13 protein-coding genes are annotated in these 13,885 nt (G+C 58.4%); 8 read left to right on the plus strand and 5 right to left on the minus strand.

Going from position 1 to position 13,885, the window contains the following annotated elements; translation table 11 throughout:
• Nucleotides 1-127: 127 nt before the first annotated feature.
• A complete protein-coding gene (gene trxC / locus ACE1BR_RS03335; protein WP_374867605.1) occupies nucleotides 128-562 on the minus strand; it encodes a thioredoxin TrxC in 435 nt (144 codons plus the stop codon).
• Nucleotides 563-715: 153 nt separating this feature from the next.
• Here trxC and ACE1BR_RS03340 point away from each other — a divergent pair, with 153 nt between their 5' ends.
• From ACE1BR_RS03340 to ACE1BR_RS03355, 4 genes are all read left to right on the plus strand, one after another.
• The gene (locus ACE1BR_RS03340; protein ID WP_374867607.1) at nucleotides 716-3,520 is read left to right on the plus strand and encodes a response regulator; all 2,805 of its coding nucleotides are present in this window, start codon (nucleotides 716-718) and stop codon (nucleotides 3,518-3,520) included.
• Between the two features lie 167 nt (nucleotides 3,521-3,687).
• Nucleotides 3,688-5,424: an ABC transporter transmembrane domain-containing protein gene (locus ACE1BR_RS03345; RefSeq protein WP_374867609.1), complete on the plus strand. Its 1,737-nt coding sequence runs from the start codon at nucleotides 3,688-3,690 to the stop codon at nucleotides 5,422-5,424.
• Nucleotides 5,421-7,172, plus strand: a complete 1,752-nt coding sequence (locus ACE1BR_RS03350) for an ABC transporter transmembrane domain-containing protein (protein ID WP_374867611.1) — start codon at nucleotides 5,421-5,423, stop codon at nucleotides 7,170-7,172. The genes ACE1BR_RS03345 and ACE1BR_RS03350 overlap by 4 nt, the downstream gene beginning before the upstream one ends.
• A 165-nt stretch (nucleotides 7,173-7,337) precedes the next feature.
• Entirely contained in the window at nucleotides 7,338-7,811 is a 474-nt protein-coding gene (locus ACE1BR_RS03355; RefSeq protein ID WP_374867613.1) for a DUF4442 domain-containing protein, read from the plus strand.
• 84 nt (nucleotides 7,812-7,895) lie between these two features.
• Here ACE1BR_RS03355 and ybcJ read toward each other — a convergent pair whose 3' ends face one another.
• Entirely contained in the window at nucleotides 7,896-8,129 is a 234-nt protein-coding gene (gene ybcJ, locus ACE1BR_RS03360) for a ribosome-associated protein YbcJ (RefSeq protein ID WP_033116144.1), read from the minus strand.
• Nucleotides 8,130-8,415: 286 nt separating this feature from the next.
• On the opposite strand from ybcJ, the gene ACE1BR_RS03365 reads away from it, so the two are divergent.
• The 3 genes from ACE1BR_RS03365 (at nucleotide 8,416) to pdxY (ending at nucleotide 10,838) form a co-directional block, all read left to right on the plus strand.
• Complete coding sequence (locus tag ACE1BR_RS03365) at nucleotides 8,416-8,979, plus strand: VC2662 family protein (RefSeq protein WP_374867615.1); 564 nt, start codon at nucleotides 8,416-8,418, stop codon at nucleotides 8,977-8,979.
• Between the two features lie 76 nt (nucleotides 8,980-9,055).
• Entirely contained in the window at nucleotides 9,056-9,811 is a 756-nt protein-coding gene (locus tag ACE1BR_RS03370; RefSeq protein ID WP_374867617.1) for a DUF429 domain-containing protein, read from the plus strand.
• 163 nt (nucleotides 9,812-9,974) lie between these two features.
• A complete protein-coding gene (gene pdxY, locus ACE1BR_RS03375) occupies nucleotides 9,975-10,838 on the plus strand; it encodes a pyridoxal kinase PdxY (RefSeq protein WP_374867619.1) in 864 nt (287 codons plus the stop codon).
• Between the two features lie 90 nt (nucleotides 10,839-10,928).
• Here pdxY and ACE1BR_RS03380 read toward each other — a convergent pair whose 3' ends face one another.
• From ACE1BR_RS03380 to ACE1BR_RS03390, 3 genes are all read right to left on the minus strand, one after another.
• Nucleotides 10,929-11,435: a GNAT family N-acetyltransferase gene (locus ACE1BR_RS03380; protein ID WP_374867621.1), complete on the minus strand. Its 507-nt coding sequence runs from the start codon at nucleotides 11,433-11,435 to the stop codon at nucleotides 10,929-10,931.
• Nucleotides 11,436-11,526: 91 nt separating this feature from the next.
• Complete coding sequence (locus ACE1BR_RS03385; protein WP_374867623.1) at nucleotides 11,527-11,919, minus strand: NUDIX domain-containing protein; 393 nt, start codon at nucleotides 11,917-11,919, stop codon at nucleotides 11,527-11,529.
• Nucleotides 11,916-12,503 (minus strand): class IV adenylate cyclase, encoded by a 588-nt coding sequence (locus ACE1BR_RS03390; protein WP_374867625.1) that lies wholly within the window; start codon nucleotides 12,501-12,503, stop codon nucleotides 11,916-11,918. The genes ACE1BR_RS03385 and ACE1BR_RS03390 overlap by 4 nt, the downstream gene beginning before the upstream one ends.
• 523 nt (nucleotides 12,504-13,026) lie before the next feature.
• Between ACE1BR_RS03390 and ACE1BR_RS03395 the strand changes: the two genes are divergently transcribed.
• The gene (locus ACE1BR_RS03395; protein ID WP_374867627.1) at nucleotides 13,027-13,872 is read left to right on the plus strand and encodes a DUF5718 family protein; all 846 of its coding nucleotides are present in this window, start codon (nucleotides 13,027-13,029) and stop codon (nucleotides 13,870-13,872) included.
• Nucleotides 13,873-13,885 lie beyond the last annotated feature (13 nt).

Below are 13,885 nucleotides of genomic sequence, written 5' to 3' on the forward strand. Positions count from 1 at the left end.
GTTGCCGAGATTACATCTGTTCACTTGTTTGAAACAGGTTCTATTGCTCAAAATCTGTCACTACTCACATAGTGATTGATAGAAAGGGTCTGAATTAAACACAAATAAAACATGTGCGCAGCATAAATCAAACATAAATGAACTGTTCCAGCCACTGTTTAAACATGCTTTTGGGCAGTGAACCGTTTATCTGTGTCACGATTTCCCCTTGCTTGAAGACCATCAGGGTAGGAATGCTGCGGATTGCGTAACGGGCGGCGAGGCTCGCCTGTTGCTCCGTATCGACTTTGACAAAGCGCATACCGGGTTCTAATTCGTGTGCAACTTCATGAAATACTGGTGCAAATTGTTGGCATGGTCCGCACCAGCTGGCCCAGAAATCGACAACAACCGGGATATCGGAGTTGATCAGGGTATCGAATTGTTCAACGCGCCCGAGACAGGGAGTCTGACTGAACATGAGGGCTTTGCAGTGCCCACATTTGGCTGAATTATTTATCTGCGTGACCGGAAGACGGTTTCGGGTAAAGCAATGGCTACAATAAGTAGTGATAAATGACATAATTGGCTCCTTCAATAGCTGTGCTGACGGGGATATCGTTCCCAAGTGAGAGCCACATAATAACGGTAACACAGCCACTGGCGGGAGTGGATCCTCATGCGATCTTCGCCCTGCCAGATAATTCAGCGACCACAAGTTGAGAGTCGAGACGGGATGAATAAAGGATCACGGAAGAGCCCTGTGGTGCCAGCGCTGGTAGCTGCCTTGTTGCTCGGTTTTTCGGGCTTCTGTTGGCAACTGCTTAGCCAGCAGCAGCAGGCGCACAATCTGAATGAGGCGGCTGAGGTCGTGCTGAACCGGATCAATTCTGACAGCGTTTACCTGCTTGGTCGGGAAAATGCCAACGATAGCAATGTTCAGCAGCGCCTTGGCCAGTTATCTATCGTCCTGGATACTTTTGTGCGGACGATCCGCAGTGATCCCGAGGTCGAACAAGCCCCTCTTTCTCAGGACTTGTTGCGGGACCTGGATGCTTACCTGATGGATCTGGCCAAGCTGCATGCCATGGAGATGGCGATTGAATACATAGCTCAACCCTTTCAGCATCAGTTGCAGAAAGTACGCGAGAGTGCCCCGCCAGACAGTGAGTTGCATCTCGATGTGAATGAACTGGCTCAGTTAATCAATTATTTGCAGCACAGCTCGGATAGTAATGAACAACAGCAGTTGGTGCTGTTGCAACGCTCACTCACTGCCCGTTATGGCGCACTTCCCGAGGTGATCACGCTGGTAAAACTGAGCGAAGATTTTAGTCGTCAGGTGATGGCTTATCACACCCTGCGCTACCGATTGATCGATATGCATGTGATTGAAAGTCTGGTGCGCTGGAAGCTGGATAAACTGGAACGCGCCTCGTCATTGATGAACCGATTCTATCTCATTGTGCTGGCGGGGGCGTTGATCTGTTTCGCTCTGGTGGCCTATACCCTGTGGCGCCGCAACCAGAAACTGAGTGAACTGTCGCGCCAGACGGGCTTGCTGGCCCAGGCCAAGAGTGATTTCCTGGCCAACATGAGCCACGAGATCCGCACCCCGATGAATGCCATCATCGGTTTCAGTTCTCTGGCGTTGCAAACCGAGTTGGATCAGCAACAGCGTGACTATCTTGGCAAGATCAAGTCCTCCTCCGACACCTTGCTGCTGCTCATCAATGACATTCTCGATCTAACCAAAGTGGAATCCGGCAAGCTGACGCTGGAAGAGATTGATTTCGATCTCAGTGAACAGCTCGACTCATTGGCGGGTATGTTTGCCGATCTGGCAGAACGTAAACATGTCGAGGTGATCATTCGCAAGTCGCCAGAGGTGCCGGTCTTCTTGCGTGGAGATCCCCTGCGGTTGGGGCAGGTGCTGGTCAACCTTGTTAACAATGCCATCAAGTTTACCGAGCGCGGTGAGGTGGAGGTCTCCATCGAGCTGGCCAATCCTCATCCGATGCGGATCCGCTTCAGTGTGCGCGATACCGGTATCGGCATTGCCGAGGAGAAACTGGCGCAGCTGTTTCAGGCGTTCACCCAACTGGAGGCGGGTAATACCCGCAAATATGGCGGCTCTGGCCTGGGGCTCAATATCTCCCAACGTTTGGTTGAGCTGATGGGCGGGCGGATCACAGTCCAGAGCAAGCCGGGGGTCGGGTCGCTGTTCCAGTTTGAAATTCCGATCGCGCAGGCCGTTTACGGTGTGGCTGGAAGGAAGGTTTTTTTCGAGAACCAGCCGATGGTGATGGTGATGGACGACAACGAGCTGGTGCTGGATCTGGCCCGCGATATTTTGACTCGGGCTGGCGTGCGGGTGGTGCCGGTCAACTCCCTTTCTCGAGGTCGGCAGCTGTTGTGTGAAGAGGGACAGAACCTGCGGTTGGCGATTCTCGACTGGCGCATGGGTCAGGAGGATGGGCTCGATCTGGCGCTGGAGATGTATCAGCATAGCCAGTGGCGGAGGATCCCTATCCTGATGATCAGTGCCTGGGCCAGAGAAGGGTTGCACGCCCGAATGGACAGTATGGGATTGACCCATTTTCTGCCCAAACCTATGACCGAGAATGCACTGCTAGCCAAGGTGGACGAGTTGCTCAACGGCAGCTCCTACGAGCTTAATCTGCGTAAAGCCGAAGTTCAGGGGGATCAGCAGCATTTTAAATCCTTGCTGCAGGGAACTCGGGTGTTGCTGGCTGAAGACAATCGGGTTAATCAGCAGCTCATCATTGAGTATCTGCGCCGGGTCGATGCCCAGGTCTGCGTGGTCAGCAATGGTCGGGAAGCGGTGGAGCGGGTTTCCGAACAGCCTTTTGATGTGATCCTGATGGATTTGCAAATGCCGGTGCTGGACGGGCTGGATGCGACACGCCAGATCCGCAAGATGGTGGACAAGCACGATGTCCCCATCATTGCGCTCACAGCCAGTGCCATGCCGGGTGACAAGGAGCGCTGTCTGGGAGTGGGGATGAACGGCTATGTCACCAAACCGGTGAGCAAGCTGGATCTCTATAACAACCTGTTGCAGTGGGTGAAACCGCAAGGGGTTGAGCAGGCGGGGCTGATGGAGGTGAAACCACCGGATTTGATGGGGCTCCTCGACCTGGACGATGCTCTCAAACGGCTGGAGCAGGACAAGGAGGCGCTGCAGATCCTGTTCAAGTTGTTTATGTCGGAGCACAAAGATGATCTGTGGGAGATCCGCTCCGCGCTGCGCCGTCAGCAACCCGAAATCGCCAGCAAGCTGCTCCATACCCTCAAGGGGGTGTCGGCCAATATATCGGCTTCCCGCTTGCAGGTCGTCGCTGGCGATCTGGAGTGGCGGTTGCGGCAAAACGAGGTACTGAGCGAGACGGATCTGGAGCAGTTGCAGCAGGTGTTCAGTCAGACCCGAGAAGAGGTGTCACACTTTTTGTTAACTGGTGAGCAGCATGAAAGTTCGTACAACCCCTATTCAATAGGGGATGATCACATGTCACAGTGAATTAAATAGTAATTATTCTCAACCTTCTCTGTTCAGGATATGATGAGCATTCATTCGAATCGCCTCCAGCCGGAGGCGATTGTTTTCTTTTTTTCAATTTCTGCGTAGCTTGCCAGACAGCCCTTCTATGGCATTGTCATGGGTAGATGGCGCTAAAGGTTGGTGGTGTGAGCGTATTTATACGATTGAGCTGGTTTTTCAGGGAGCAGTGGCGGCGTTATCTGATCGCCATCTTTCTGCTGATGATGGTGGCCCTGTTGACAGTCATTCCGCCCAAAGTGGTGGGGTGGGTGGTGGACGGCATTACCAGGGGATCACTGGATAGCGCAACGCTTACGGGCTATCTGGCCGGTCTGTTGGGCCTTGGTTTGCTCATCTACATACTGCGTTACGCCTGGCGAGTCATGCTGTTTGGCGCCTCTTATCGGCTGGCTTATGTACTGCGCAACCGTCTGTTCAGCCACTTCACCCGGATGAGCCCCGATTTCTACCAGCGTCATCGCACTGGCGATCTGATGGCTCACGCGACCAATGATGTTCAGGCGGTGGAGATGACCGCAGGCGAAGGGGTGTTGACCCTGGTGGACTCCATCATGGTTGGGGTACTGGTGCTCTCTATCATGTGTAGCCAGTACTCTTGGCAGCTGACTCTGCTCTCCCTGTTGCCGCTGCCGGTGATGGCGTTTTTCATGAACCGTTTTGGTACCCAGATCTACACCCAGTTCAAAGCGGCGCAAGGTGCCTTTTCCAAACTCAACAACAAGACCCAGGAGGCGCTCTCCGGTGTGCGGGTGCTCAAGTCCTATGCCGTCGAATCCCTCGAAGATCAGGGCTTTGCCGAACTGACTCGTCAGGCTGGTGAGCGCAACATGGCGGTGGCCCGCATTGATGCCAAGTTTGATCCCGTCATCTATCTCTGTATCGGTTGCTCCTACTTTCTGGCGGTAGCGGGTGGCAGTGCGCTGGTACTGCGTGACGAGCTGACCCTCGGGGAGCTTACCAGCTTCACCATGTACCTGGGTCAGCTGATCTGGCCGATGTTTGCCATCGCCTGGCTGTTCAACATCATTGAGCGCGGCAGCGCCGCCTATTCCCGTATCGAGAGCTTGCTGAGCGAGCGTTGCGATATTGAAGAGGCTGCCCAACCGGCTGCTTTTGGCGCGGCATTTCCCCTCAAGGTTGAAGGAGTGAGCTATCAGCTCGAGCAGCGGACCCTGCTGCAAAATATCGATTTTACCCTGCAACAGGGCGGTATGCTCGGGGTGGTGGGCCGCACCGGCGCGGGCAAGAGTTCATTGCTCAAACTGCTGATGCGGCTGGCCAATCCCACAGAAGGCAAGATTGCCATGGGGGGCGTTCCGATTGACCTGTTGCCATTGGGGACGCTGCGCAGCCAGTTTGCCTATGTGCCGCAGGAGCCGTTTCTGTTTTCAACCTCCATCGCGGCCAATATCGCCCTCGGCAAGCCTGATGCCAGCCGGGAGGAGGTGGAGCGGGTGGCGCGCATCGCCTGCGTGCACGACGATATCAGTCGCTTTCCCAAAGGGTATGAGACCGAAGTGGGGGAGAAGGGGGTGACCCTCTCCGGAGGTCAGAAACAGCGGCTTGCCATCGCCCGGGCTCTGCTCTTGGAAGCGCCCATTTTGGTGCTCGATGATGCGCTCTCGGCGGTGGATGCCCATACCGAACAGCAGATCCTGCATGCCCTCAAGGCCCACAAACGGACCCTCATTCTGGTCAGCCACCGCATGACGGCGGTGGAGCAGGCCGACGAGATCCTGGTGCTGGAGCAGGGCGCGATCAGCGAGCGTGGCCGCCATGGCGCCCTGATGACTCACAACGGCTGGTACGCTGACATGGTCCGTTACCAACGGCTGGAACAAGATGTGGAGGAGAGCCTGTGAACCCGACTATCAAACGGCTACTCGCCTATTGTGCCCGTTATCCGCGCTGGCTGATCCAGGCCGGGCTCTGCCTGTTGCTGGCCACCGGTGCCGAGGTGGCAGGCCCCCTGCTTATCAAGCTGTTCATCGATGACTATCTGACGCCGCGCCAGCTGGTGTGGCCCGCCATCGCAGCCATTGCCGCGGGCTATCTCGGCTTGCAGGTGCTCTCTGCTGCGGGTTTCTACCTGCAATCCCTGCGCTTTAACCGCATCGCCCAGGCGGTGGTGCAGACCTTGCGTGAGCAGGTGTTTGCCACTGCCATCCGGCTGCCAGCCCGCTACTTTGACCGGCATCGCTCGGGCTCGCTCATCTCCCGTATCACCAACGATACCGAGGCGATAATGAACCTCTACGTGCAGGTGATCGGGCTGTTGGTGCAGAAGGTGGTACTGCTGTGCGGCATCCTTATCTCCATGGCGCTGCTGGATCTGCGGCTGATGCTGGTTTGTGCCTGCCTGCTGCCGGCGGTGGCCGGTGTGATGTGGCTTTATCAGAAGCTGAGTGTGCCTGTAGTGCGGGCGACCCGCAGCCTGCTCTCTGACATCAATAGCCGTCTTAACGAGTCGCTGCAGGGGATGCCGGTTATTCAGGCCATGGTGCAGGAGAGACATTTCGCCAACGCGTTTGCCGAGGTGAACCAGCAGCACTGGGCGGCGCGCCTCAAGAGCCTCAAGATCAACGGCATTCTGCTGCGCCCGCTCATCGATCTCTTCTACATGATGGTGCTGATAGGCCTGTTGGCACTGTTTGCCCACGAGGGGTTGAGCGCGGGCGGCGCCATCCAGGTGGGGGTGCTCTACGCCTTTATCAGCTATCTGGGACGGATGATTGAACCCCTGATCGAGATGACCAACCAGCTTAACCAGCTACAGCAGGCGATGGTGGCCGGTGAGCGGGTCTTTGCTCTGCTCGATGAACCCCGCGAGAGCACCGAGGGTGAGATGCGTCCCCTTGCAGGACAGGTGAGCTTCGATCGGGTGAGCTTCTCCTACGATGGCGAGCAGCAGGTGCTACGTGATGTGAGCTTTGCTGCCCGTCCTGGCCAGATGCTGGCGCTGGTGGGCCACACCGGCAGTGGCAAGTCCACTATCATCAGCCTGTTGATGGGTTTCTACCCGCTGGATCAGGGCACCATCCGCTTCGATGATCACCCGATGGCGAGCCTGTCGCTTTCGGCGGTACGCCGCAGTATCGGGCTGGTACAGCAAGATCCCTTTATCTTCGTCGGTACCCTGGCCGAGAACCTGCGCCTTGGCCGTGAAGGCATCGACGAGTCGCGGCTTTGGCAGGCGCTGACCGAGGTGCAACTGGCCGAGTTTGTCCGCAGCCTGCCGGATGGGTTGAACACCCTGATGGAGGAGGGGGGCAAGAACCTCTCCGCGGGTCAGCGTCAACTGCTCTCCTTTGCCCGCGCGCTGGTGGGGGATCCCAAGATCCTCATCCTTGACGAGGCAACTGCCAGCGTGGACTCCCAGACCGAGTTGGCCCTCTCTTCGGCGCTGGCGGCTGCGCGTCGTGGCCGCACTACCATCGCCATTGCCCACCGCCTCTCGACCATTGTTGATGCGGACGAGATCCTGTTGCTCTCCCGCGGTCAGGTCAACGAGCGGGGCAGCCACAGCCAGCTGATGGCCCTCGGTGGCCACTATGCCCAGCTGTTCGAGATGCAGAGTCAAGGCGCCTGGCTGGAAGAGAAGCGAGCCTGATCAGCGCATCTGTTGTGAACCAGTAACATGGATGAAAGAGGGAACCGGTGCGGTTCCCTCTTTTTTGTGTCGGGCAAATGGTCATAACCGTGATCCCTGTGCTTGTTGAATGACGGCGATGCAGGCAACATGTTGTTTACATCAACTCATCGGATCAGTTCGCATATGGATTTGCAACGTTTCAAAGCCAATCTGGCGCTACGGCTCTTTGCCTGGCGCTACATTCCCGTCATCGGTTTTTGCGCCCCAGTCATCGAAGAGATGAACGCCAAGGCGCTGCGTATTCGCATTCCGCTGGGCTGGCGCACTCGCAACCACCTGGGCAGCATGTATTTCGGCGCGCTGGCCACCGGAGCCGATCTGGTAGGCGGTCTGCTGGTGATGGAGAAGGGGCGGCAGCGGCGCAAGAAGGTACACTTCGCCTTCAAGGATGTGCAGGGGGAATTTTTGAAGCGGCCCGAGGGGGATGTGCAGTTTGACTGCGCAGCGGGGGAGGAGATCGACGCCATGATCGATGAATCGCTGGCCACTGGGCAGCGCATCAATCGCCCCATACAGGTGGTGGCCACTTGTCCGTCACTGAACGGGGATGAGGCGATGGCGCGCTTCGTATTGACCCTCTCGATCAAGGCCAGCTGATGCGCTCAAGAGATACGCCCGTACAGGCAGCTCAAACGCTCCGCCGGCAGATCTGGCGGAGCGGTGGCAATCAGCCGTGGCCGATCACTCGATCTCCGGGCTCATCCCCTCTTTGACCACAACCTTCATGCCGTTGAAGTTGACCACCTGCTCGGCCACGATCTTGCAGCGCTTGCGAGTCTCGACCTGGCCGTCCACTTCGACCAGCCCTTCGGCGACGAGCGCCTTGGCCGCGCCGCCACAATCGGCCCAACCCTGATGCTTGATAAGGTCACACAAGGCAACGAAGGGGTGGCCTTCGAGCAGAAACGTCTCCATGGGAAATCCTCTAAATGGATGAATGCCAAATACAGCAGGGCGGCTATTTTAGGCAGTTCGGTCAGGTAAAGAAAGGATAGGGGCTCGTTCGTTGTGAAAAAGTAGCCAATGGCCATGAGGTCGACCCCAATGGCATTGCCAGCGGGTGAGCCAGATGTGCTGCCGTGACCCCGTGACCTATAGCGACCCGTGACGTATCGTGACGTACTCCGCCTCTGGCGGTGTGCCCACGCGCTTCCCTGGCTGTTAGGATCGGGCCATTCTCAATGGTTCAAGGAAGTATCTAATGACATTCTCCCGACTGCTGCTGGCCTGTGGCGCTCTCACGTTGTGCGGCGTTGCGCAGGCCAGTACGCCGGTGCAGGTTTCGCTGCCCGGGGTCAATTTGCCAGCCTCCCATCAGGTGGAAGGGGCCAGGGCTTCGTTACTCTATGGTCGCACCGGCCAGGTGAAGGGGATCGATCTGCCGGTGTTTGCGCTCTCCGATGTGGATCAGTTCACAGGTCTGCAGCTCGGGATCTTTCTCGGTGCCGGTCGTGTACGCCACCAGTTTGGCGGGGTCGCCATCAACACCGTCAACTGGCATGAAGGACAGGATACCGGCGTCAATCTCGGGTTGGTCAACCTGACCAATAACGTGGAGGGGCTTAACTGGGGAGCGGTCAATATCGCCAAAGGCAATGCGCTGGCCAACGTCGGGTTGGTCAACTATGCCGAGCGTACCACCTTCCAGATCGGTTTTATCAATGCCACCAAACACCTCGACGGTTTGCAGATTGGGTTGGCCAACTACGCCGCCAACGGCGTTTTCCCCATTTTGCCGCTGGTGAACTTCCAGAAATCGTTCTGAGTGGGCGGTTCGCTTTGCGTTAAGCGTCTCGGCTGATTACCCTGTGCCCCTTCTATCCGTGACACAGAGGTGACAGATGACGGCAGGGCAGATGAGTGCAATCGGGATTGGCTGGGATGTGCGGGGCTGGCAGGGCAGCGCCCAGGCGGTGGCCGTGGTGGGCTGGCTGGCCGACTCCAGCAGCCTGCACTGGCTCGGTGTCTCGCCGCTGTTTCGCCTGAGCTCGCGGGTCGCACCGGATCTGGCCGCCTTGCTGCGTCCGGCCCTGCAGGACGAGGCGGTGCTGGCGCAGGTCGAGGCCTGCCCGCACCTTGCGCTCGGCATCGATGCGCCGCTCGCTTTTCCCCGCGCCTTGCGCGACCTGCTTAACGGTCAGCCGCTCTCCTGCGCCGTGCCCGAGCGGGAAATCGACAACCCCTACGCCTATCGCGACTGCGAGCGCTGGTTATATCAGCAATATGGCAAGAAGCCGCTGTCGGCCACCTTCGATCGGCTCGGCAACAACGCCACCCTGGCGCTCTCCATGCTGCCCAATCTGTCGGATCTGCAACTGGTGCCCACCGTTGCATCACAGGCCCGTCGCGCTGTGCTGGAGGTCTATCCGGCGCTGGCTAAAGTAGCTGGCAAGGCATCCTCTGCCAGGTCCGAGCTGGCTGCGCTGCTGCCCGTCGATGTGGTGCCGGATACGGATCGCTATGATGCGGCGCTGTGCGCTCTGATGGCACTGCAATATGCCGCTGGCGGTCAGGTGGCGCAGCTGCCAGCACTGTTGTCACCACCTGCTGAGATGGCTCTGGATGAGGGGTGGGTCTACCACTTCGCCCGCCCATAGCGAACAGAAGGACGAACGCAAAGCAGCGCAGAACCCAATAACCTCGGGTCAAAAGCCTGCGCTTAATCAGGAAAATGCCGGTTCGTGTGGTGACAAGGTGGCAATCCAATATCTTCATCCGATATATTGCCCACTTTGCTGATCCTTTGTTGTGGTGATCCCGATGAAATCCGTTCTCTCTATTCAGTCCCACGTGGTGTTCGGCTGTGCCGGCAACAGCGCGGCGGTGTTTCCCATGCGCCGCCTGGGTGTCGATGTGTGGCCTGTCAACACGGTGCAATTTTCCAACCATACCCAGTACGCGCAGGGGTGGCAGGGGATGGCGATGCCAGCGGGACACATCAGCGCGCTGGCCGAAGGGTTGGGCAATATCGAAGTGCTGGGTCAGTGCGATGCGGTGCTGAGTGGTTACCTCGGTTCGGCCGAGCAGGGTGACGAGATCCTCAAGGTGGTCAACGCCGTCAAGGCGGCCAATCCCGATGCCATCTACTTCTGCGATCCGGTGATGGGGCATCCCGAGAAAGGGTGCATCGTTGCCCCCGGCGTCACCCGTTTTCTGACCGAGCAAGCGCTGCCGGTGGCCGACATGATGGCCCCCAACCTGCTGGAGCTGGAGACCCTCTGCGATACCCATCTGGCGGATCTGGCGCAAACCCGTGCCGCCGCTCATCAGCTGCTGGCCCGTGGTGTCAAGCTGGTACTGGTCAAGCATCTGGGCCGCGCGGCGCAAGATCCGAGCCGCTTCGAGATGCTGCTGGCCACCCCCGAAGGGGATTACCTGATTGCCCGCCCGCTCTACGACTTTGCCCGCCAGCCGGTCGGGGTTGGCGATCTTATCAGCGCCCTGATGCTGGCCAACCTGCTGACCGGCCACGATGCGGTGAACGCCTTTGAGCGCACCAATGCGGCGGTGGATGCTGTGTTGCAAGAGACCTGGCGCCAGCAGGCTTATGAGCTGCAACTCATCGCCGCCCAAGATGCCTTTGCCTTGCCAGAGGTTGAGGTGCGTGCTACCAAGCTGCCGTGAGGTAGATAGCTCCCATTGCAGCGCCATTGCAACAAACAGGGCCGGTCATCAGACCGGCCCTGTTGTTTTGATACATGATGAGGTTAGTGTTCAGAGCGCCTTGTAGAAGATAACCGTCGCCGCCAGCTTGCCATCGGCTCCGAGGGCAAAATGGGGGATCTGGCCCGCCTCCTGATAGCCGAGTTGACGATAGAGGTGGGAGGCCACGTCACCGGCACGAGTATCCAGCACCAGCAGCGAACGACCCGCGGCATGGGCGCCTTGTTCCATCGCCTGCATCAGCGCACGGCCAACACCTTTTCCTCTTGCCGTTTGCACTACCATCAGTTTTTCCACTTCGGCCCGGTGGCGACCGTTGGCCTTGCCGCAGAGTGAGAGCTGCACGGCGCCCACAACGGCTTGCTGCTCAAGGGCAAGCCACAGCTTGCGGCTGCCTGATGCCAGATCTGCTGCCACTCCTTGCCAGTACCTGGTTCCATCCTCAACGCTGAAGGGCGGTAAAAAACCGACCGAGGCACCACTGTCGACACAATCTTGCAGCAGGGCGATGAGGGCGGGCAGGTGATCCTCGATAGCGGGTACGTCAATAATGTCCATCCGACATCCTTTTCGTTGTTTGAACGGTATCTTGCCTGTGGTTCAGCCAGAGTGTTCTCTGGCCGTGATGCAAGGAGGAGGCTGTGGCCTGTTAGCGGATCAGCCCTTGCTCCTTGAGCCAGCCAAAGAGCAGGCGGGAGACGGGGGAGAGCTCGTCGAGATGGCTGCTGTCGAGCCAGCGCAGCTCGGCGATCTCGGCCGAGGCGACCGGAGTGCCGCTGGCTTCGCCGGTGTAGCAGCGCAGCCGTACCTCGACCCCGGCCGGTTTGCCATCGGCCTGGGCGCTGAACTCACAGGCAAAGCGCAGGGTATCGGGTTGCAGGGTGACAGCCAGCTCCTCGTCAATCTCGCGGATCAGCGCCGCTTCGTCGCTCTCGCCCGGTTCGCGCTTGCCGCCGGGAATGTAATAGATGGCCTTGCCGTGGGAGCGGGCGCAGAGCAGCTGTTGATCCTTGAACGTGAGCCAGGCGAGTTTGTCGATCATCGGGTTGCATCCTCTGGTTGCGTGGTGTGTGTTGCCTGCATGTGCCGGGTGCACAGGGTGCGATAGGATCGCGGTTCCTGCGCATCGGGAGATAGCTCCAACTGCTCGGCCAGCGCGAGCAGTTGCTGGCGAAATTCAGGCAGGCGAGCCTCGTCATCGGTCATGATGGCCAGCTCGGCAAAATCGCCAATCCCGGCCAGATGATCCAGGGTGAGGTGAAACGGGCCAAGAAAGTAGATGCTGCGCCTTTTGGTGATCTCGAGTATCTGCCGGTAGTTCATGGTAATAAGCATGCTGACGGCCTTGTCGGCATCGCTGATATTGACTGCTTCACAGCGATCCGCCTCAGGCCCCTTGACGATCCAGAGCTGGATGCCGGAGGGCTCCATGGTGCGGATCGCCAGACTCTTGCCTGTGCGGGCAAGGGCATCGTCCGGGGTGTCGAAGTAGCGATCCCGCTCCAGATTATCTTCCAGCATGATCTCCGGATTAAGAGCGAGCAGCGCCTTGAGGAAGGCGGGGCGATCCGCCAGCCGATATTTGAACTCGACTTCGAAGCAGCCCTGAAAGTGCTCCTGTGACATCAAGAAGATCCCTCTGTGAGTCTGTGTGGCTGGCAGCCTAGCAAAGTTGGTGCGCAGGCCAAAGAGGAGAAAGGGGGAAAGAGAGAATAGAGAGGAAGAGATCGGAAGATGGTCGCAAGGGGCTTGGCGGGCAGCCGACGAGGCAGAGAGGGGCCAAACTGGCCACTATAAGTAGAATTTATGCCTTTTGGCTAAATGCCTGCGTTTTTGTTTATATCGATTGGTGAACCCGGTTTGCGGCTGTTGCACTCTGTTTTTCGCTTCTCTGGGGCGTTGGCCGATTGCTGCAAGGCAGATCAGTGGCTGATGGCGACAAGATGACCAGCCCGCGTAGCGGACGAGGTGGATGAGGTGACTGAAATGGTGCAAGGCGTCGCCAACCGGAGTCAAAAAAGCGGAGTGGCGCACACCAGCGGAGGGTCGGACTGGGCGAACGCGGGGGCCTTGTGGTTTAATCTTGCCACTTTAGCGGTAGTGGGCGACGAGCCTGCTACCTTGCGTGGGCAAGATGCAGGTGAGCAAGATGCAAGTAACAGCAGAGAGCAAGTTTATCGGACTCGGGGTAGCGGGCAATTTCGCCGGTCATCTGGAGCAGGCGGGTGAAGCGTCGGACTTCGTGGCGGTCGTGGTGCGTGATACCACCGCGCCCAAGGCGCTGTTCCCCTTCTTCGTGCCGGGCCATCCGGGCCAGCTCGGGGTCTTTCCGCTGAGCAATAACGCCATCTTCCTGCCGGAAGCGGCGGTCAGCGGTGACGAGAAGGTGCAGATTGAGCCGGAAGTGGCCCTCTGGTGCGAGCTGGAATATGCCGACAAGCAGGTGGTGGCGATCCATCCCCGTGCCTTTGGCGCCTATAACGACTGCTCCATCCGTCGTCCCAACGCCAAGAAGATCAGCGAGAAGAAGAACTGGGGTGAAGAGAGCAAGGGGTTGGCGGCCAACCTGCTGCCGCTCACCGGTTTTGCCGCCGGTTGCGAGCTCGATGACTATCGCATCGCCTGCTATCTGGAGCGTGACGGTGAGCTGCACGCCTACGGGGTAGATAGCGCTGCCATCGATTACAGCTACTTCCACGGTCAGCTGCTCGACTGGGCCATCGACAAGTTCAACCATCAGCAAGATGAAGGTCCGGCGGAGCACATTCAGGGGCTGCTGGCACAGGCGGGACATCCTCCCCATGCGCTGATCAGCATCGGCGCCACCCGCTATACCCCGTTTGGCGAGACCCACTTCCTCAAACCGGGCGACACCTCCTGCGTGGTGGTCTATCCGGGTAGCCGCTACAGCGAAGCGGAGATCCGCGAAGCCATTCGCACCCGCAGCTTTGGTGCCGATGTGTCGGTGCTGCTGCAGGCGGTGCAGGCACGCTAATCGCTTTGGCCCG

It is taken from the genome of Aeromonas sp. MdU4, assembly GCF_041929505.1.
Classification (GTDB): Bacteria; Pseudomonadota; Gammaproteobacteria; order Enterobacterales; family Aeromonadaceae; genus Aeromonas.